This window comes from Catenulispora acidiphila DSM 44928 (assembly GCF_000024025.1).
Lineage (GTDB): Bacteria > Actinomycetota > Actinomycetes > Streptomycetales > Catenulisporaceae > Catenulispora > Catenulispora acidiphila.
Genome location: NC_013131.1, coordinates 4,023,386 through 4,042,234, shown reverse-complemented (window position 1 = coordinate 4,042,234; position 18,849 = coordinate 4,023,386). Strand labels below are relative to the sequence as shown.

Below are 18,849 nucleotides of genomic sequence, written 5' to 3'. Positions count from 1 at the left end.
ATCGCTGGGCCCGACGTGGCGCTCGAACGAATCCGCTACCGCGGGAAACGCCCTTCGGGCCAGGCCACGACGCCACTACCATTCACCCCATGTGGCCGGGTTCGGACGACACCTTCACGGGCCGGGACGCAGAGCTCGGCATCCTCGCCGCCGTCCTCGCCCCCGGCGGCCACGGCGCCGTCCTCACAGGTGGCGCCGGCGTCGGCAAAACCCGCCTCGCCGCGCAGGCCGCCCGGCAAGCCCAAAGCGACACTCCCGGCACCGTCATCCGCCGCGTCCGAGCCACCGCCAGCTCCCGCGCCCTCCCCCTCGGCGCCTTCGCACCCTTGCTCACCGAGGCCGTCGGCATGGCTGCCGACTTCAGCATCCTCATCAAGGCCGCCGAACTCGTTCTGCCCGCCGACCAACCCCACTCCATCCTCATCGTCGACGACGCCCACCTGCTCGACCCGCTGTCCGCCAGCCTCCTCCTGCACCTCGTCCTGGCTCGCGACGCACACATACTCGTCACCGTCCGCAGCGGCGAACCCTGCCCCGATGCCGTCACAGCGCTCTGGAAAGACCACCTGCCCCGCCTCGACATCGGCCACCTGAACGAGAACGACACCACCGCCCTCGTCGAACGCCTCCTGGGCGGCCCTCTCCAAAGCCTGACTCGACGCCGCTTTTGGCGCCTCACCGCCGGCAACCCCCTTTACATCCACACCGCCGTCGACGCCGCCGTCGCCTCCGGCGCCCTGGCCCCGGTGGCCGGCCTGTGGCGCTGGCGCGGCGGCATCGCCGCCACGCCCCGACTCACCGAACTCATCACCGAACGTCTCGACGCCCTCGAGCCGGCCGTCTACGCCGCCGTCGAGACCGTCGCCTACGGCGAACCTCTCGGCCTGGACCTCCTACGCCGCCTCACCGGCGCCGCCGCCGAAACCGCCGAACGCGCCCGACTCATCACCCTCATCCCCGACGGCCGGCGCCTCGAAGCCCACCTCGCCCACCCCCTCTACGGCGAAGCCATCCGCGCCCGCACCCCCAAAAGCACCGAACGCCGCATCCACCGCCACCTCGCCGAAGCCCTCGCCGCCACCGGCGGCCGCCGCTCCGGCGACACCCTGCGCCGCGCCCGACACACCCTCGACAGCGCCGAACCCGCCGACCCCGCCCTGCTCACCCAGGCCGCCGCCCAAGCCATCGGCTTCTACGAACTCGACCTCGCCGTCCGCTGCGCCCATCACGCCGTCCAAGCCGGCGGCCCCGTCGAAGCCAGCCTCCTGCTCGGCATGGCCCTCAGCTGGCTCGACCGCGGCACCGCATCCGAAACCGCCCTGGCCGCCGACGTCCACCGCGCCGTCACCGAAGACCAGATCACCGCGATGGCCTTCACCCGCGCCGCCAACCTCAACTGGGTCGCCGTCCAACCCGACGACGCCGACCGCGTCCTGGAAGAAGGCCGCCAGAAACTCCACACCCCCCAGGCGCGGGCAGTCCTCGACGCCTTCGGCTCCGCCTTCACCGCCCACCGCGGCCACGCCGACAAAGCACTGGCCATGGCCGACGCCGTCCTCGCCGTCCCCGACCGCCCCTCCACCGCCACCGTGTTCGCCACCCTCGGCGGCACCGAAGCCCTGGCCGTCATGGGCCGTGCCGACGAAGTCCCGGCCCGCGTCACCGCCGGCCACGCAGCCATCGACCAGGTCCCCCAGTTCGGCATCATGCGCCACGCCCTGGCCGCGGGCCACCTCAATGCCCTGCTACTCGCCGGCCGCCTCGACGACGCCGACCAAGCCGTCACCTTCTACGCCGGCTACACCGACGTCGCCCTCGCCCTGTCCGGCTCCCTGCTCATGTACGGCTACCACGCCACCAACTACTTCCGCGGCGCCACCGCCTTGGAACGCGGACAGATCAGCACCGCCATCGGCATCATCCGCGACACCTTCGCCGGATTCAGCGAGGAGGACCCCGGCAGCTGGGCCGCCATGGCAGCCCTCACCCTCGCCCAAGCCCACGGCGCCGCGGGCGACCCGACAGCGACCGCGGCAGCCATCGCCGACCTCAACCGCCACTATCGACCCACCACCCAAGGCCTGATCCAGCCCGTCGTCCACCTCAGCTCCGCCTGGCTCGCCGCCGCCGAAGGCGCCGTCGGCAAGGCCCGGACCACGGCGCGCGAGGCCGCTGACTGCGCGGCACGACTGGGACATCTCGCGGTCGAGACCGTGGCACTCCACACGGCCGTGCGGTTCGGCGACCGGACGTGCGGACCACGGCTGCAGGCCCTGACGAGCCTTGTCGACGGGCCGCGGGTCCAGCTCGCAGCCCAGCACGCACAGGCCTGGAGCGAGCGAGACGCCTCGAAGCTGTTGACAGTCTGCACGGCACTGGCCGACGCCGGCCTGCCGCTGATCGCCGCCGAAGCCGCGGCACAGGCCGCGATCGTGCGCCGCGAGGCTGGCGACCTGCGTACCGAACAGACCGCGTCGGCCCAGGCCCGACGCCTGCTGGCGGTATGCCAGGGCGCTGACACCCCGGCGCTGCGCGAAGCCCTGCGACCCTCGCCCCTGACCGAACGCGAACGGGAAGTCGCCGCCCTGGTCGCCGCCGGCCACAGCAACCGCCAGATCGCCGAACACCTCGTGGTGTCCGTGCGGACGGTGGAAGGGCACGTCTACCGCGCCTGCGTGAAACTCGGCGTCGCCGACCGCGCCGCCCTGGCCGAACTCACCGTGACTCCCGCACAAGACAGGTAGTCCACTACGCGTGACGCCGCGTAGCGGCACTGCGACCCTCGGACGGAGTACGGGCCCAGCCGTGCCCACACCCGCACCGACTTCTCCCAGGGGGGACCTGTGTCCAGCACCACGCCCTACGACCGGCCGCCGCACGAAAGCGCCCGGCTCACCGCTGCCGCCCACAAGAATTCCGCGAGGCGCCGCATCACATCCGCAGCGATCATCAGCATTCTGATCGCCGCGACCACCACCGCCATCGCCACGACACCCGCCCACGCCACCGCGCGAGGCGGAAACGGCTTCATCGCCTTCCAGGCTCCTGTGGGCAACGCCTTCGGCATCGCTCTGGCCCGGCCCGACGGCAGCGGCTTCCACGTCCTCGACGTGCGCGGTGCCGGCATGGCCGATCCGCCGGTCCTCGTCAACCCCGCGATGTCACCCGACGGCACCCGCATCGCCTTCGCCGAAGGCGGCGGCTCGAAGGCGGTGTGGACCGTCGGCGTCGACGGATCCCACCCGGTGCGGGTCAGCACTCCGCCGCCCAGCGCCGGCGATACCTTCCCGGCCTGGTCGCCCGACGGCGTCCGGGTGTTCTTCACCCGTGCCGACGGAGTCACCCCATCGCAGATCCTCTCCGCCTTCGCCGACGGCAGCGGTGGCACCACGCCGCTATTCGAGGCGCCCACCGGATTCAGCGACAGCAACCCCGACGTCGGGCCCGACGGCAGCGTCGCCTTCACCCGCAGCGGCGGACCGAACCCCGGCGTGTATCTGCGCACCCCCCACGGTGCGACGGCACTGTTCGCCGCCGGCGGCGCCAACCCCTCCTTCAACCCGCTCGGCACTCTCATCGCCTACGACTCACCCGTCCCCTTCGCCGGCCGAGCCATCTTCACCAAGCCGACGAACGGCGGCATCGAAACCCTCGTCCAGGGCACCGGCTTCGGCACCATGCCCTCCTGGTCACCCGACGGCTTCAAGATCACCTATCGGGACCAGACCCCCAATGCCGGCGTCCACCTGAAGGTCGTCGACGTCAACAGCGACACCATCACCAGCGTCACGACCGGAGCCCAGATCGGGACCATCGAGAGCGATCCCTCCTGGCAGCCCGTCCGCAACGTCGCCATCGACCGCATGGGTGGCGCCGACCGCATCGACACCGCCATCGACGCCTCCCGCCTCGGCTACGACGACGCCGGACCCGGCGGCCGCCAAGCCGGCGGCGCCGTCATCACCCGCTCCGACAGCTTCGCCGACGCCCTCGCCGACAGCGCCTTGGCCGCCAAACTCCACGCCCCGCTACTGCTCACCGGCACCCACTCCCTCGACGGCCGCGTCGCCGCCGAACTCAAGCGGATCCTGAAGCCCGGCGCCCAGGTCACCCTGCTCGGCGGCACCGACGTCATGTCCCAGAAGGTCGCCGACCAGGTCGCCGCCCTCAACTTCAGCACCCGACGCCTGCAGGGCCCCGACCGCTACGCCACCGCCACCGCGATCGCCAACGCCATCACCCCCAACCCGGCGCGCATCCTGGTCGCCACCGGCAACAACTTCCCCGACGCACTCGCCGCCGGCGCAGCGGCCGGAGCCGGCGACGCCACGGGCGAGAACACCGTCGTGCTGCTGTCGAACGACGGCACGCTGCCGTCGTCGACCTCGGCGTATCTCGGCGCGCACAGCCCCGCGAACGTCGAACTGTTCGGAATCGGCGACCAGGGCGTGGCCGCGCTGCGCACCATGTTCCCGGTCGGGAAGGTCGGCGCGGCCGCCGGCGCGGACCGCTTCGGCACCGCCGCCGCCGTCGCCCGGACCTTCTTCAGCGGGCCCACCACCCCCCGCAGCGTCGGCGTCGCAGTGGCCTCCAACTGGCCCGACGCCCTGTCCGGCGGCGCGCTGCTCGGCGCCCACACCGCACCGCTGCTTCTCGCCGCCGGCCCGCAGCTGCCCGCGGTCGAAGGCGACTACGTGTCGAACACCTCCGCCTCCGTCGACGAGGTGCTGGTGTTCGGCGACACCGGGGTGGTGCCCAACGGGGCGGCGGCCGCGGTCGGAGACCGCGCCGGGCTACCGGGGCTGCAGGACTATTTCGTCAACCGGAAGGCACCTGCGCTGCCCTAAAAGTTGTTGCGTAAGTCTGGCTGCGGGATGGCTGGCGGGGGCGCGTTCGTGCGGCTCAGGCGGCTATTGCCAGGTTGCGCATGTGGGCGACGGCCTGGATTGCGTGGCGACGACCAGGCGGGTGTCGGCATCGATGAGGACCTGCACGTTCGCCGAGAACCGGTAGTTCCGGGACGAGGCGGCGACTTCGCGATCCCGGACCGGGATCATCGTGCCGTCCGCGATCCACAACCGGTCCACCGCCTGTGCGCTGCGGTGGGCCGGTTCCAACGCCAGGTAGGGGCCGACCTGCTTCACCGTCCGGCACACCGTGCCAGCCGAGCACCCGAACAGCGCCCCGAGCTGCCGCATCGTCAGGTTCGTCCGGTAGTACACTCACGCACCACCTTCACCAACTTCCGGAACTGGCGCACCCGCAACCCGGTGAACAGCTCGATCCGCACCGGCTCAGCCCGCAATATCCCGCCCACGCACTGACCAACGCCCCGCCCCGACAGCATTCGGATCGTTCCCGCCGTCATCGCCTAGTCCGCGTCCGGTCGCCCGGACGGTGGCGGCTGCTGGGTTCGCAAGGCCTCGGCGAGTTGGCGTCGCGAGGAGATGCCGAGCTTGGCGTAGATGTTGGACAGGTGGTACTCGACGGCCTTGGGGCTGACGTAGAGCTCTGCTGCGGCTTCGCGGTTGGTGCGGCCGTCGGCGATGAGGTAGGCCACTGACATTTCGCGTTCGGTGAGGGCGAGGACGCGGGTCGCGGTGCCGGCTGGGGCGGCGAGGCCGATTGCTGACAGGTCTGCTTCGCAGCGTTCGAGGAAGGGGGTGGCGCGGAGGGTGCTGAAGCGGTCGTGCGCCGTGCGCAGCCAGCGTGCGGCTTCGCGGCGGGGTGCGGCGCCGGTGGCTGCCAGCAGGCGTCCGTGGGCTTGTTCGAGCATGGCTTGGTGCAGCGGTGCCGAGGCCGAGGGGTTGGTTGGGTCCGGCGTCTGTGAGAGGACCTTTTCGTAGATCTTCAGGGCGTCGCGGGGGCGGCCCTGGGCCTCGGCGAGGCGGCCGGCGAGGCGCGCCACGACGACCTCGAGATAGCCGGTGCCGTCATGCCTCGCGCGGAGTTCGTCGAGGGCTCTGGCCGCGTGGTCGAGCTGCTCGGTGCCGACAAGGCCTTCGACCAATAGCGACTGCTGCCACAGCCAGAAGGGTTCGTACCGCACGCGGACTTCGCCCCCGGCGTCGGCTCTGTCCCTGTCGTCGAGCGCGGGTCTGAGCGCTCGCAGCATCGCCCCGTAATCGGCGCGGGCCTGAGCGACGGTCGCCTCGGCCAGGACGCCGTAGACGAGCTCGACCGGTGTGCCGATCATCTGCGTGAGGTGAGACAGCGTGTCGACGTGGCGTCGGGCGTCGTCCCACCGGCCGCTTCCAGCGTGGACGCACACCGCCGCGAACTCCGCGGCCGCGTCGCCCAGCACGTTGCCCTGGACCGCGACGATCGCCAGCGCCTGCTCGGCCGCGGACTGGCTGGCCGTCCAGTCCCCCGACAGGTAGTCGGCCACCGCCAGCAGCGACAGCGAGAACTGGGAGAGCCTGGATCCGGCGCCCTGCTGGTCGCGCCGCGCCACCAACGCCAGATCGCGCCGGGCCGCTTCGAGATCGCCGAGGAACAACCGCATGACGCCGCGGGTGGCGAGCGTGTCGAGCTGATGGTTCGTCGCGGCGGAGGCCTCGGCGGGCAGGTGCCCGAGGTCCGCCAACGCCACGCGCGGTCCTTGGTCCCACATCCGTCCGGTGGCCATGACGGCCCGGGTGAAGTCGGTGGTGGCCGGGTCGAGGTCGCCGACGGCAAGCGTCTGGGCGGCGACCGCGGCGGTCTCGGCGCCGCGCACGTTCCTCATCATGAGGACGGTCAGGAACGTCCCCGCCAGAACCGCGAGCCAGCCCGAACCCGGATCGGTGCGCGCCTGCTCCCACGCTTCTGCGAGCCGCGCCTCCGCTTCGACGAGGCGGTTGTCGAGCATGTCCAGGCCGCCGAGGACGCAGCTGCGCAATGCTCCCGGCGCGCAGTCCTCGACCTCCGCCCTCAGCTTCGCCGCGGCCACCGGCTGCATCGTGACCAGCGACTGCGCGCAGGCGGTCAGCAGCCGGCGCTCGCGGTCCTCACGGCTTTCGGACAACGCCGAGGCCCACAGCAGGCGCGTCGCGGCCAAGGCGTTCCGCCCGGTTGCCGCCTCCCCCATGGCCGACGCCTCCAGCTCGGCGGCGAGCGCGGCGTCGACGCTGTCGGCAGCGGCCACGCGATGTGCCCAGGACGCAGCCGGACCGACGAGCGCGGCTGCGCCGGCGTGCAGGGCGCGGCGCCGTTCGGGATCGATCGCGTCGTAAACAGCGTCCCGTTGCAGGGCGTGGACGAGGGCGACCGGGCTCTGGGATTCCGTGGGCCACCACACCGCGAGCCCGGCGGACAGCGCCGGTCCGAGCGCCCGCGCGGGGTCCGCGAGCTGTGTGAGCTGCGCGACGGTCGCCAGCGGAAGGCGGGTGTCGAGGACGGCCATCGCCTCGAGCAGCTCCACAGACTCCGGAGGGAGCCGATCCATCTGGTCCTTGATGCCGACGAGCAGCGAGCGCGGAACCGGCCAGCGGTCCAGCGCGTCGTCGCGCAACGTCTCGACGGGAACCTCGGACAGCACCGTCCGGACGTACAGCGGATGTCCGTGGGCATAAGCCCGGAGCCGCCTGATCAACGGCGGCGTCGGAGGCGCGTCGGTCAGACCCTTGACCAGCTCCGCGACTTCGCTGTCATCCAGTCCGCCGACCTTCAGATGGACGGTGCGCTCCAAGGAACGGATGAGCCGGTCCATCTCCGAGACGTTGTCCTGGTCCGAGCGCGTCACCATCACGACCAGCACGCGGTCCGCCCACAGCCGGCGCAGGACGAAGCCCAGCGTCTGCATCGACAGCGCGTCGGCCCACTGGACGTCGTCCACGATCACCGCGACCGGACCCCGGGCCTCCTGCAGCGCGCCGAGCAGGAGCAGGAGCTGCCCGCCGATGGCGTGCGGCGGCAGTCCCGCCGAGGCCGCGTCAGCGAGCAACGGGAACGAGCTCAACACTTCGCGGTCCACCCGCTGCGTCAGCTGTCCGCACACCCCGCCGGGGAACTCCGTCTCGGACTGGTCGCCGATCGCCGACAGGATCGTGAAGTCGCTCAGCGTCGAGGCGAGATGCCGCACCAGCGTGCTCTTGCCGATCCCCGCCTCGCCCTCGACGACCGCGAGCCAGGCATCCCCGTTCCGCACCCGGCCGGCGCACTCGGCTAGCCGTCGGCGCTCGTCGGCGCGTCCGACGAACAACCCCTCCCGATCCCGCGTACCGGCACTCGATATCGATGGACTGTCGCTCATAGCCTTGGACTCCGGTTGCGTCGAGGGGCTGTGGAAGCGCTCCCACCTTGTCCACCGTCACCGATCGCGATCATTCTCGCTGGTCCGGCGGCGGTCAGTCCAATGGCTTGACCGCCATCGTCGCGAAGTAGTGCGACATGTAGTCGGCGGAGGCGTTGGAGTGGTGCGGCGCTTCGGCGAAGCCGGTGAGGACGAACCCCGCAGCGAGTTGCCCGCCGATCTGGTCGGTGAGGGTATGGCCGTATTCAAGCGCCGCGTCCGCCCCGAACTTCGCGGCGCGTTCCTCGGCGGAGTAGTGCGTGACGTCGCTGTAGGGCAGCTTGTGCACGACGACCAGCTCGCCGCGCTCGTCGAGAGCCTCGTCGTCGAACAAGTAGGCATCAGGGTTGAGGAAACCCGCGAGCAGGGTTCCGCCCGGCCGCAGGACGCGGAAGCACTCACGCCACACCGGTGCCACGTCCGGGACGAAGCAGTTCGAGACCGGGTGGACCACGACGTCGAACGCCGCCTCGCCGAAGGCGCTGAGATCGCTCATGTCCCCCAGGACGGTGCGCAGCTCAAGCCCGTCGCGCGCCGCCACCATCTGGTCCTGGCCGAGCTGGCCGGGCGAGTTGTCGAACACCGTAACCCGGGCTCCGGCCGCGGCGAGGATCGGACCCTGCTGGCCGCCGCCGGAGGCCAGGCACAACACGTCCTTGCCGGTCAGGTCCGCCGGCAGCCAGGAACGATCGACCGGCTCATGCCCGATGAGCACGATGGACCAGTCGCCGCTGCGAGCGCGCTCGACATCCTCAGCGCTCACCGGCCTCGACCACTCGTTGCCGTCCTGGACGAGCTTGTCCCAGGCGGCCCGGTTATGGGCTCCGGGGTCGACGACGGCGTCCGGCACGTTCAGCTCCCTGCTCAGCGGCACTCGACGTTCAGTGCTGCCAGCCAACACGATCATTGGTGGGCGCTCAACGCGATTTCAGTAGGGCATCGGCTGATCCGCCGGCCACGGCGGCCACTCCAGCTGCCGGAAGCTGGACGTCCCGTCGTCGTTCAGTTGCAGGATCGGCACCGGCTTGCGGTCCGGGTCGCTGGCGAGCGCGTCGTTGGCGTAGTCGGCCAGGAAGGCGAGCGGGCCGCTGGCGCCGCGCACCGCGAGCGGGCCGTGCAGAGCGCTGAACTCGCCGGCGATCGCCTCCCTCGGGGGCAGGTGGTTCGCCGAGTGCGCGACCGAGGCCGGGGTGGTCGCCAGACGGATCGCCGAGACGGTTGTCAGGACGCTGTCGTAGGCCATCATCGAGTTCCCGTCCGAGACGGGGGCGTCGGGGAAGGGGGTGGTGAAGGCGTTCTTGAAGGCGGCGAAGCCCTGCTGGCCCTTGGAGGTGGCCGCGTCGTTGGCGACGTTCCACTCCTCCGGGCTGGCCAGGCCCGAGTAGTAGACCGTGACGCCGCTGTCCAGGCCCGCCTTCACGTCCGGGCTGAAGGGGATCTGCGCGCCGTCCGAGCCGCTGACGATGGTGATCGGCTTGTCCAGGCAGGGCCGGTTCTTCAGGTCGCCGACGAACTCGGCCAGGTCGTTGCCGCGTCCGGCGAACAGGACCACGGCCGGCTGGACCGCGCACACGTTGGTCGGCATCTGGCCGATGCGGTTGTCGATGACGCTCTGGGCCACGGCCAGCGCGTCGGCGTTCTTCGCCGCCAGGCGCGCCGTGGTGTCGTAGGCCTCGTGGCCGACGACGGTGTGGCCCGAGCCGTTGAAGCCCTGGAAGGCCGCGACCAGCGAGGCGTCGTAGCTGTCCTGGCTGTTCTGGTCCTCGACGAGGTCGGCGCGGGCGAACTGCGGCTGGGAGAACTGGACCGCGACCGCGCCGGCCTGCCGGTTGCTCGGGGAGACGCGGATGAAGCCCGGGATGTCGTCGTAGTCGTCGGCGGTGACGGTCGAGCCGACCACCGGCAGCCCTGCCGCGCGCAGCGCCTGCACGCTCTGCGAGGTCGCCCTCAGACTGACTCCGAGGCCTGCGACGGCGGCCACGCGGTGCGCGTCGGCCGTCTTGGCGATCAGCTGCACGGTCTTGGACCACTGCTCGGCTTGGCGGCCGTCGCTGGCGATCAGTATCTGGATATACGGGCTCTTACCATCGACGTCGGACGTGTTCGCGTGGTGCTGGGCGGCGTAGGCGCCGCGGAGTTGCTCGACGGTGTTCTGGATGTTCAGCACGCTGCCGTCGGCCGAGGAGATGGGCAGGAGATAGACGATCGTCGCGTAGTCGTCCGGGTGCTGGCTCGTGACAGTCTGGTTCTCGGTGAAGATCTTCTTGTCCACGGCGGCCAGTGTCGGGTCGAAATCGTAGGACCCGTCGGACACGCCCACGCACTCGGTTCCTGCCTTCTCCACGATCGTCGCGCCGTGGTGCGAGCAGTAGTCGGGACCGGTGATCCCCCTGACGAGCGCGCCGATGCCGACATACCCGACCAGGCCCAGCGCGATCGCGAGCACGAGGGCGATGACGGCCTGCCACAGGCTGGCCAGTGCGCGGTAGCCGGCCCACAGCTGCGCCACGGCACCGTTGTCTCTCACTTGCTGTCCCTTCCGAAGGAAAGCAGATAGCCGTTCTCGGCCACGACGTAGTCGGCGAGGTCTCCGCGGGGGTCGAGATAGACGGTGTCGTGCAGCCACGGCGCCACGAGCCGGCGGGTCACCGTCCGGCGAGCGTCGCCGCGGTCCCGCCGCCCGGCGATGCGGTTCAGCTCCAGGACGGCGTTGGCGGCGGGCGCCAGCCGGCTGGGCGCGGTCGCGATCGTGTCCACCAGCAGCCGGAACTCCTCGATCGGCCGCTTTGCGATCTCGGCCATGAGGACTTCGACGACGGCGTTCAGAGCGGCGTCGTCCGGACCGGTCACCGTCGCCATCATGTGCCACAACCGGGCGTTGCGGCTGTGTGCGCCGCCCACCCGGTCGTAGTGGCGCTCGAACTGGCCGTGCACCTTGTCCCACAGCGCCGGGTCCCGGGCCAGCCGCTGCCGCAACAGCCGGGCGGCGAAGGGGTGCAGCTGCGGGCCGGAGTCCGCGTGGTCCTCGATCCACAGCCGGGTGCGCAGCCACGTCTCGTCGTCGGTGACCTCGTCGTCCCACCCCAGGTAGTGGTAGACGGAATTGCAGGCGGAGAGGTCGAGCCCGGCCGCCGACGAGGCGATCACGGCGAGCCGGTCCAGCCGCGCGGGACCGGTGTCCAGGAAGCGTTCGAGCAGGTGGTCCAGGACGGTGTCCGAGGCCTGGCCGACCGGCCCGGACCCGCCGTCGGACGGCCAGGGCCCGGCGAACAGTCCCGGCGGTCCGACGGCCGCCTCCTGCAGATCGACCAGCAGGTCGGTCAGCTCCCGGACCGCTGCGGGATGACCGCCGGCCAGGGCCAGGACGAAATCGGCGTCCTGGTGGTCGCTGCCGGTCTCCATGGTCCGGATCATCGCCAGCGCGTCGTCGGAATCCAGCGGCGTCAGCAGGACCGGGCGCCACAGTTCGGCGTGCTGGGGCAGCGCGGCGCCGCGTTCGAGCGGGACGAAGCGCAGCGCTTTGCCGTCGTTCGCCGCGACCGCCACGGGGCTCATCCCGGGTCGCACCCGGTGCCGGACCGCGACGATGACGAGCGGGTCGGGCTGGGGACCGTCGTGGTGCGCGGTGCGCCGGCAGTCGGCGATCAGGTCCAGGAGCCGGTCTCCGGTTTCGCCGTCGCAGTCGTCGAGCAGCAACAGCAGGTTGGCGTGCCGCTGCACGGCACGCTTGCGGTTGGAGTCGTCCCGCAGATCGCTGAGGAACGCCTCGACGAGCAGCCGGTCGCACTTCTGCGGCGCGCGGACCGCCTTCGCCTGTTGCGCCTGCTGGTACCGCCCGGCGGCGTCGAGCAGGACCGGGTACCCGCCGATGTCGGCGGCGAGGCGGTCGGACTCCGACCGTTTGAAGGCCGCGAACAGCCGCTTGATCAGCTCGGCCAGGGCGTCGGGATCCGACAGCGCCGCGAAACCGGGCAGCAGAAGCCGCACCAGGGCGGCGATCTCGTCGGCGTCGATCGGCAGCTGCAGGTACTCGATGAAAGCCTGCAGGTCATCGGGGTCGCCCGGATACCGCAGCGCCTTGGCGGCCATCATCATGTGCGGGAAGCCCTCGACCGGCCGCACCCCGAGCCCGCGCTTGTCCCTGAAGGCCAGCATGGCCCGTCCGAGGACACTGCCCACGCTCTCGTCGCAGACCGCTGCGACCTTGGCGCCGGGGCAGTTCACATGGTCGGCCCACAACCGGTTCAGCACGGCGGTCCCGCCGCTGCCCCGAGGTCCGATCAGCAGCATCGCGGGCACCGGGACCCGAGGGGTGCCCTTGCGTTTCAACGCGCTGTCGACGTACTCGAAGACCGGCTCGCGCCCGAAAGGGCCTCGCGTTCTTGTCGCCCCCACGTCCCACAGCCTCCCCTTGACTGTGTGCGACCACTGATTCACTCTCAGGCTAACAGCAGGGCCCTGGCCGAGGAGGGCGTTTCGCCTCATCCGGCGCCGAGGTACCGAACCAGACCGGACCGGACCGCTGCGCCCAAAGGGTCCGGCCGGACCCGCGGCAGCGCCTCTTGCGGATCCGGCCGGTATTCAGCCTCCTTACACCGCCGCCGCGGGCTCGTTACCGATGCCCACGCCGACCTTCGCCTTCGTCCTCAAGGTGTCGACGGCCAGCGGTCCGGGCCCGACGATCGCGACCATGAGGAACGCCCACGCGAACAGCGCGGCGGGCTCGCCGCCGTTCTGCATCGGCAGTAGGGCTTTCTCCTGGTGCACCGAGAAGTAGGCGTAGGCCATCGTCCCCGACAGGATCACCGCCGACGTGCGGGTACCGAGCCCGATCATCACCAGTACCCCGAACCCGAACTGCAGGGCCGCGGCGACCCCGCCGGGCCACACCAGGGGCGAGACCGTGTGACCGGAGGTGGGGAAGCCGAACAGGGTGGAGGCGCCGTGGCAGGCGATGAGAAAGCCGACCACGATGCGGAACAGTGATGTGCCGTGCTCGGGCAGAGGCTTGAGGGTGGACATCTAATACTCCGCTTCCGTGTGGCGTCCGCCGGCCGGCGCCGTCGGACCGTGGTGGTGTCCCCCGATTCGGCCGGGTATGGCCGACTGTCGCAGAACGTTGAAATACGGGCCTTGGTTCAATGCCGGGAAGCGGATTCCGAAGTGCGGACAGCAGGGCTAATCAGAGGATTGCTATAGCGGGGATTCCGGCTCTCGCCAGGTACCTGTCCAGTCGTAGAGCGGCGCCGAAGTGGCGTACTCCCGGAGGTAGGCGATCTTGTCCCCGTCGAGTCTGGCGATCGTCGCGCCCTCGAACGTGGCAGCCTCGCCATGCGAGGTGCAGGAGAAGACCCACTCGGCCATCAGGACGTCTCCGGCAGCCTCCTGCGAGACGATCTTCCAGTCATCGACGGAACCACCGGCATCGAACCAGGCGTGCATCCACTGTTCGACCCGGCTCCGGCCGCGGTAGACCGGGCCGTAGCACTCGACGACCACGCAATCCTCGGTCAAGGTGGCCAGCACTCCGGCGACGTCGTGGCGCCGCCAGGCATCGATGTAGGTGTGGAGCTGGTTCATGAGGTTCCTTCCTTGTCAGGCTGGAACCATCATGAGCCACCCCGCCGAGAGCGGTCGGAACGCAGCGGGGCGGTACGGCGAACCGCCGTACCGCCCCGCTGAACGCGGTCCTAGTCGCTCACGTAGCGGTGACGGTGACCGTCGGCGCGCCGTTGGTGCCGGAGTAGCTGGCGTTGAAGCCGAAGCTGGTGCTGGCGCCGGGGGCGATGACGTTGTTGTAGGGGGCGTTGGTCGCGGTCACGGCCTTGCCGGACTGGGTTTCGGTGGCGTTCCAGGTGTTGGTGATGGTCTGGTTGCCTCCCCAGGTCCAGGTGACCTTCCAGGACTTGGTCGCGGTCGTCCCGGTGTTGGTGATGGTGACGTTGCCGTTGAAGCCGTTGCCCCAGTCGCTGGTGACGCTGTAGGTAGCGGTGCAGGTCGGGCCGGTGCCCCCGCCGGTTCCGGAGGTGGTGCCCTTGACGGCGGCGGAGGCTGCCGAGACGTTGCCGGCGGCGTCGTGGGCCGTGACCGTGTAGCTGTACTGCGTCGAGGCGGTCAGTCCGGAGTCGGTGAAGGTCGGCGAGGTCGTGGTGCCCGCCACCGTGGTGCCGCGGTACACGGTGTAGCCGGTCACCGCGACGTTGTCGGTCGAGGCCGTCCACGACAGCGAGACGCTGCTGCTGGTCGTGGCGGTGACCGCCAGGTTGGTCGGCACGCTCGGCGGCGTCGTGTCGCCGCCGCCGGTCCCGGCGGTGGTGGTGGCCTTGACGGCGGCGGAGGCGGCGGAGACGTTGCCGGCGGCGTCGTGGGCCGTGACCGTGTAGCTGTACTGCGTCGAGGCGGCCAGTCCGGAGTCGGTGAACGTCGGCGTGGTCGCGGAACCGGCCACGGTGGTGCCCCGGTACACGGTGTAGCCGGCCACCCCGATGTTGTCGGTCGAAGCCGTCCACGACAGCGAGGCGGTGCTGCTGGTGGTCCCCGTGACGGTCAGACCGGTCGGCACGCTCGGCGGCGTCGTGTCGCCGCCGGTACCGCCGCCGCCGGCGATCAGCTCGCCGTACACCGCGTAGGCCATGGCGATGTCCGCCTGGGCCCAGAAGCGGTGGTAGGTGAACGTCGGGGCGGATCCGCCGTTGAGGTAGGCCTGCACCTTCGGCCAGGCCGGGTCGTTCTTGTACCACGAGCGGATCGACAAGAAGGTGGCGCCGGGGGCGATCGGGTCGCCGTTGGGCATCTTGCCGGACCAGCCGGAGGGCACGTACACCGTGTCGTTGAACTGGCTGTAGTCGGTGCGCGTCTCGGGCGTGGCGATGCCGGCGGTGTCGGCGAAGGTCGCCATCGCGTCGAGCAGGCTCTTGGCGAGGGCGCCGGAGGCGGTGTCGCCGGACTTGGCGGAGTAGTACGTCAGGGTCTTGACGTACGCCGCCGCGACGCCGACGTCGTTGCCGTAGTCGGCGACCGTCACGTGCAGCCCGGAGTTGCCGCCCGGACTCGTCGGGTTCCAGGTGTCCGGCTGTCCGGTCCAGCCGAGCGTGGAGGGGATCTGGAAGTTGGTGGCGGTGACCGTGGTCTTCGAGGAAGCCCAGGTGATCCACTTGCCCAGGATCGTCTTGGCGGTGGCGTTGCCGGTGACGTAGTAGAACTCCGCGAGCCGCTCCATCGACCAGGCCTGCATGCCGAACCAGTTGTTGCTCGGCGGGTCGTGGTAGACCGGCTCCCAGTCGTAGGCCATGCCGTAGAACGTCGAGTCACCCGACGGCGGCACGCTGTACGAGCCGTTCCAGCTGTTCGTACAGCCGCCGGCGATGGCGCCCTCGGCGGACTGCAGCCACTGGTAGAACTCCATCTGCCGGGTCAGGCTGGCGGTCCAGTCGCTCTTGGCGGTCGGAGACATGGGGGTCAGCGCGGCGATGTTCGTCATGGCCCACACCGCCAGCGGGTTCTGATACCCCTGGTGCGCGGCGCCGTCGCCGATCCGCCAGGCCCAGCCGCCGCCGGGCTCCGCCCCGCCCCAGGCGTAGTACCAGGCCAGCAGGTAGTGCTCGGAGCCACGGCCGGTGCCGGCCGCGCAGGAGCTGGCGTTCGTGCAGTTCCCGATCTGCTTGAAGTACTTGTCGAACAGCGAGTAGCGCAGGAAGTCGCCCATCTTCGCGGCCTTCGCGACCGAGGCGGCGATCTGGCCCTGCGCGCCCTGCGCCGAGGCCCAGCGGTAGGCCCAGTACGCGGCCTGGATGGCGCGGGCGTCGGCGTCGGGGGCAGTCGTGTACTTCCACTGCTTGGAGTAGGAGCCGGACTGCGCCACGAACAGGTCGAGGTATCCGTTCGGACCGCCGTAGTTGAACAGGTCCGTGGTCGGCTGCGGAATCGTCTTCCACACCGACTCCGCCGCGCCGCGCTGGTAGCTGTTGATGTACGACGGCCCGGTCGCGCTGGGACCGGCCTCCCCGCCGGTACCGGGCGTGTTCCCGTAGCCGTACTTGTTGTCGACGTCCATCAGCCAGTGCATGCCGTAGATGTCCGACGTGCCGTACGTCGAGGTCAGCTCGTTGGCCAGCGGGTCCTGGCCGACCGACACCGAGGTGTTGAGCGGGCTGGGGTAGCTGCTGGGGTCCGGCCACTCCGGGGCGTAGGTCGCCGGCGAGTTGGGGTTGTAGGAGCTGTTGCTCGGCTGATCGACGTGCTGCGGGATGATGTAGTGCTCGGCCGTCGTCCAGGCGTTGTTGAACGCCGTCCAGTCACCGGTCACCCGGCCGTACGTCGCCTCCAGCCACATCCAGAAGCTGAACGCCTCCGAGGTCGTCTGGTGCCCGTAGTCCGGCGCCTCGACGATCAGCGTCTCCACACTGTGGTACGGGATCCCCTGCGCGCTGAAGTAGCCGTTCGCCGGGTCCTTGATCTTCTTGTACTGGGTCAGGAACTGCTGGGTGTAGGCATCCGTGGCGGCCGAGGCCGCGGCCGGGGCGACACTCGCCGCCCGCGACATGGACGGTGCGACGGCCGACGCCAGGACGGCTCCGCCGGCCGCGGTCGCGAATTGTCTGCGCGACAACTTTTTGGTCATGGAATACCTCTGCTTCGGGGGACTGCCGAGATATAGCCCGGCAGAAGCGGCTCGATCACCCGTGATGTTCAGCGCGGTGTTACATGCTGTCAACTGATTCACGACTTCATGATCTCCACCTCAGGGCCGGAAACCGCAGGTCATGGCCGTGATCGAGAATTCAGTCGCGATGATCGGCGCCTCGTCGGAGGTGAAAGTTACAGGTGCGTGACGCCAGGCCTGGAATGTGTAGCCAGACGAAACAAGGAATCGCCCGCACAACTGCGCATTCACATAGAGCATGCCGATTGCGCCCGTCGCAATGTACTGCGACGAGCACAACCGGCATTCAGATCCCCGCCAGGCTCCTGTCAGCTCGCCGTACAGGTCAGCGTCGGGGTCCCGTTAGTACCCGAATAGGCGCCCTGGAAGCCGAACGATGTGTTCGCTCCCGGCGCCACCGAGCCGTTGTAGCCCATGTTCGTGACGGTCACCGCCGATCCGCTGCTGCTCAGCGTGCCGTTCCACAGGCTGGTGATCTGCTGGCCGCCGCCCCAGGTCCAGTTCACCTTCCAGCCGTTGATGGGCGCCGTCCCGGAGTTCGTCACGGTCACGTTGGCGGTGAAGCCCGAGTTCCACTGGTTGGTCACCGAGTAGGCCGCTGTGCATCCGCTGCCACCTCCTCCTCCCCCGTTCGAGGTCGTCGTCGCGGTCGCGCCGGTCGACGGCGCCGAGACGTTGCCGGCCGCGTCGACGGCGGCGACGGTGTACGTGTAGTGCGTCGCGGCGCTCAGACCGGTGTCGGTGAACGTGGTCCCGCTGGACGTGCCGACCTGGGCGCCGTTGCGGTACACGCGGTATCCGGTGACGCCGACGTTGTCCGTGGACGGCGACCACGACAGCGAGGCCGAGGACGCGGTCGTCCCGGTGACCGCGAGGTTCGCCGGAACGGACGGCGCCGTGGTGTCGCCGCCGCCGGACCCGGCAGCGGTGGCCGAGACCGAGAAGCTGTTGGTGCCCAGGCCCTGTCCGCCCTGCCAGATCTCGAAGCCGGCTTCGACGTCGAGCAGGTAGTTCGAGGGGTTGATGGAGCCGCGGGACACGGCGTCCTGGAACATCGCCTTGAGGTCGAGGTTGGACAGCGAGGTGGCGCCGGGGTTCAGGACGTAGGAGATGATCTTCCACGAGGACTGCTGCCCGGTCCACACGTTCCAGTTGTGGCCGGCGACCGTGGTGTTGCCGGTCTGCGAGCCGAACGGCTGCACCCCGCCGCGGCTGTTCATCCAGATCATCACCTCGGTGCCGTCCGGCTGGCCGGTGGCGGTGGGCGAGGAGTTGAACCAGATGTCGTAGGCGACGTCATAAGCACCCGACGACGGCTGCGTGGTGTCCCAGGAACTGACAGCGCTGCCCAGCTTGCTCATCTGGATCGGGAAGGGGTTGTTGCTGGTGCACAGACCCCAGTGACAGCCCTTGAAGATCGACGGATAGGTGGCCGGCGCGCCGCTGCCGCCGAGGTTGAAGTTCGCAGTGCTCACCGTCCACGCGGTCGCGCCGTTGTAGGTCAGGCACTGCTGTGCGCTGGAGTTCCACTCGTTGGCCTGGATCGTGTAGTCCCCGGCCGGGATCGTGCCGGTACCGGAGCACGTGGTCGTGGCGGCCTGCGCAGCCGGCAGGGCGATCGCGGAGAGCGCCCCCGTGAAAGCGATCGCGAGGGCGGCCGCAAGGGCACGTGCTCTGAGTAGACGAGCCATCCGGATGTCATCCTTTCGAGCGTCGGCCGGAGCATGGGTCGCCCCGCATCGCTGGTGAACGTGGCAAGAAGGCGCCCGGACCGCAAGGGGAGCGCCATGGCGACCCGGCGGCGCGCGAGTCAGCGGCGCGCCGGACGCCGCAGGTCCACGGGTCGTCCCGCCGCCAGACGCGCCGGCGCGACCCCCGGGCGGCGACGTGGAACTTTCACGGTCGAACCGCCGCT

General features: G+C 70.2%; 10 protein-coding genes and 1 pseudogene. 2 read left to right on the top strand and 9 right to left on the bottom strand.

All coding sequences use genetic code 11. The features are described from left to right. Positions 1 to 89: 89 nt before the first annotated feature. Together CACI_RS53530 and CACI_RS17950 are read left to right on the top strand one after the other, a co-directional pair. A complete protein-coding gene (locus CACI_RS53530) occupies positions 90 to 2,744 on the top strand; it encodes a helix-turn-helix transcriptional regulator (RefSeq protein WP_015792245.1) in 2,655 nt (884 codons plus the stop codon). A gap of 99 nt (positions 2,745 to 2,843) precedes the next feature. Further along, complete coding sequence (locus CACI_RS17950; protein ID WP_015792244.1) at positions 2,844 to 4,847, top strand: cell wall-binding repeat-containing protein; 2,004 nt, start codon at positions 2,844 to 2,846, stop codon at positions 4,845 to 4,847. Positions 4,848 to 4,931: 84 nt separating this feature from the next. Here the strand turns inward: CACI_RS17950 and CACI_RS17945 are convergent. The 9 genes and pseudogenes from CACI_RS17945 to CACI_RS53865 all read right to left on the bottom strand — a co-directional run. After that, a pseudogene (locus tag CACI_RS17945) lies at positions 4,932 to 5,317 on the bottom strand (helix-turn-helix domain-containing protein); the annotation flags it as partial. 54 nt (positions 5,318 to 5,371) lie between these two features. Next, positions 5,372 to 8,233: an AAA family ATPase gene (locus CACI_RS17940; RefSeq protein WP_015792243.1), complete on the bottom strand. Its 2,862-nt coding sequence runs from the start codon at positions 8,231 to 8,233 to the stop codon at positions 5,372 to 5,374. A gap of 94 nt (positions 8,234 to 8,327) precedes the next feature. Then, positions 8,328 to 9,122: a class I SAM-dependent methyltransferase gene (locus CACI_RS17935; protein WP_041541934.1), complete on the bottom strand. Its 795-nt coding sequence runs from the start codon at positions 9,120 to 9,122 to the stop codon at positions 8,328 to 8,330. 78 nt (positions 9,123 to 9,200) lie between these two features. Beyond that, a complete protein-coding gene (locus tag CACI_RS17930) occupies positions 9,201 to 10,799 on the bottom strand; it encodes an ABC transporter substrate-binding protein (protein ID WP_015792241.1) in 1,599 nt (532 codons plus the stop codon). Next, on the bottom strand, positions 10,796 to 12,667 hold the full coding sequence (locus CACI_RS17925; RefSeq protein ID WP_143765286.1) for a hypothetical protein: 1,872 nt from the start codon (positions 12,665 to 12,667) through the stop codon (positions 10,796 to 10,798). The genes CACI_RS17930 and CACI_RS17925 overlap by 4 nt, the downstream gene beginning before the upstream one ends. A gap of 195 nt (positions 12,668 to 12,862) precedes the next feature. After that, positions 12,863 to 13,294, bottom strand: coding sequence for a DoxX family protein (locus CACI_RS17920; RefSeq protein WP_015792239.1), 432 nt, complete (start codon positions 13,292 to 13,294; stop codon positions 12,863 to 12,865). Positions 13,295 to 13,465: 171 nt separating this feature from the next. Further along, positions 13,466 to 13,852: a nuclear transport factor 2 family protein gene (locus CACI_RS17915; RefSeq protein ID WP_015792238.1), complete on the bottom strand. Its 387-nt coding sequence runs from the start codon at positions 13,850 to 13,852 to the stop codon at positions 13,466 to 13,468. Between the two features lie 118 nt (positions 13,853 to 13,970). Further along, positions 13,971 to 16,892 carry a glycoside hydrolase family 48 protein gene (locus tag CACI_RS17910; protein WP_015792237.1) on the bottom strand — a complete coding sequence of 974 codons (2,922 nt, stop codon included), beginning with the start codon at positions 16,890 to 16,892 and terminating at the stop codon, positions 13,971 to 13,973. 350 nt (positions 16,893 to 17,242) lie between these two features. After that, a complete protein-coding gene (locus tag CACI_RS53865; RefSeq protein ID WP_015792236.1) occupies positions 17,243 to 18,625 on the bottom strand; it encodes a cellulose binding domain-containing protein in 1,383 nt (460 codons plus the stop codon). Positions 18,626 to 18,849 lie beyond the last annotated feature (224 nt).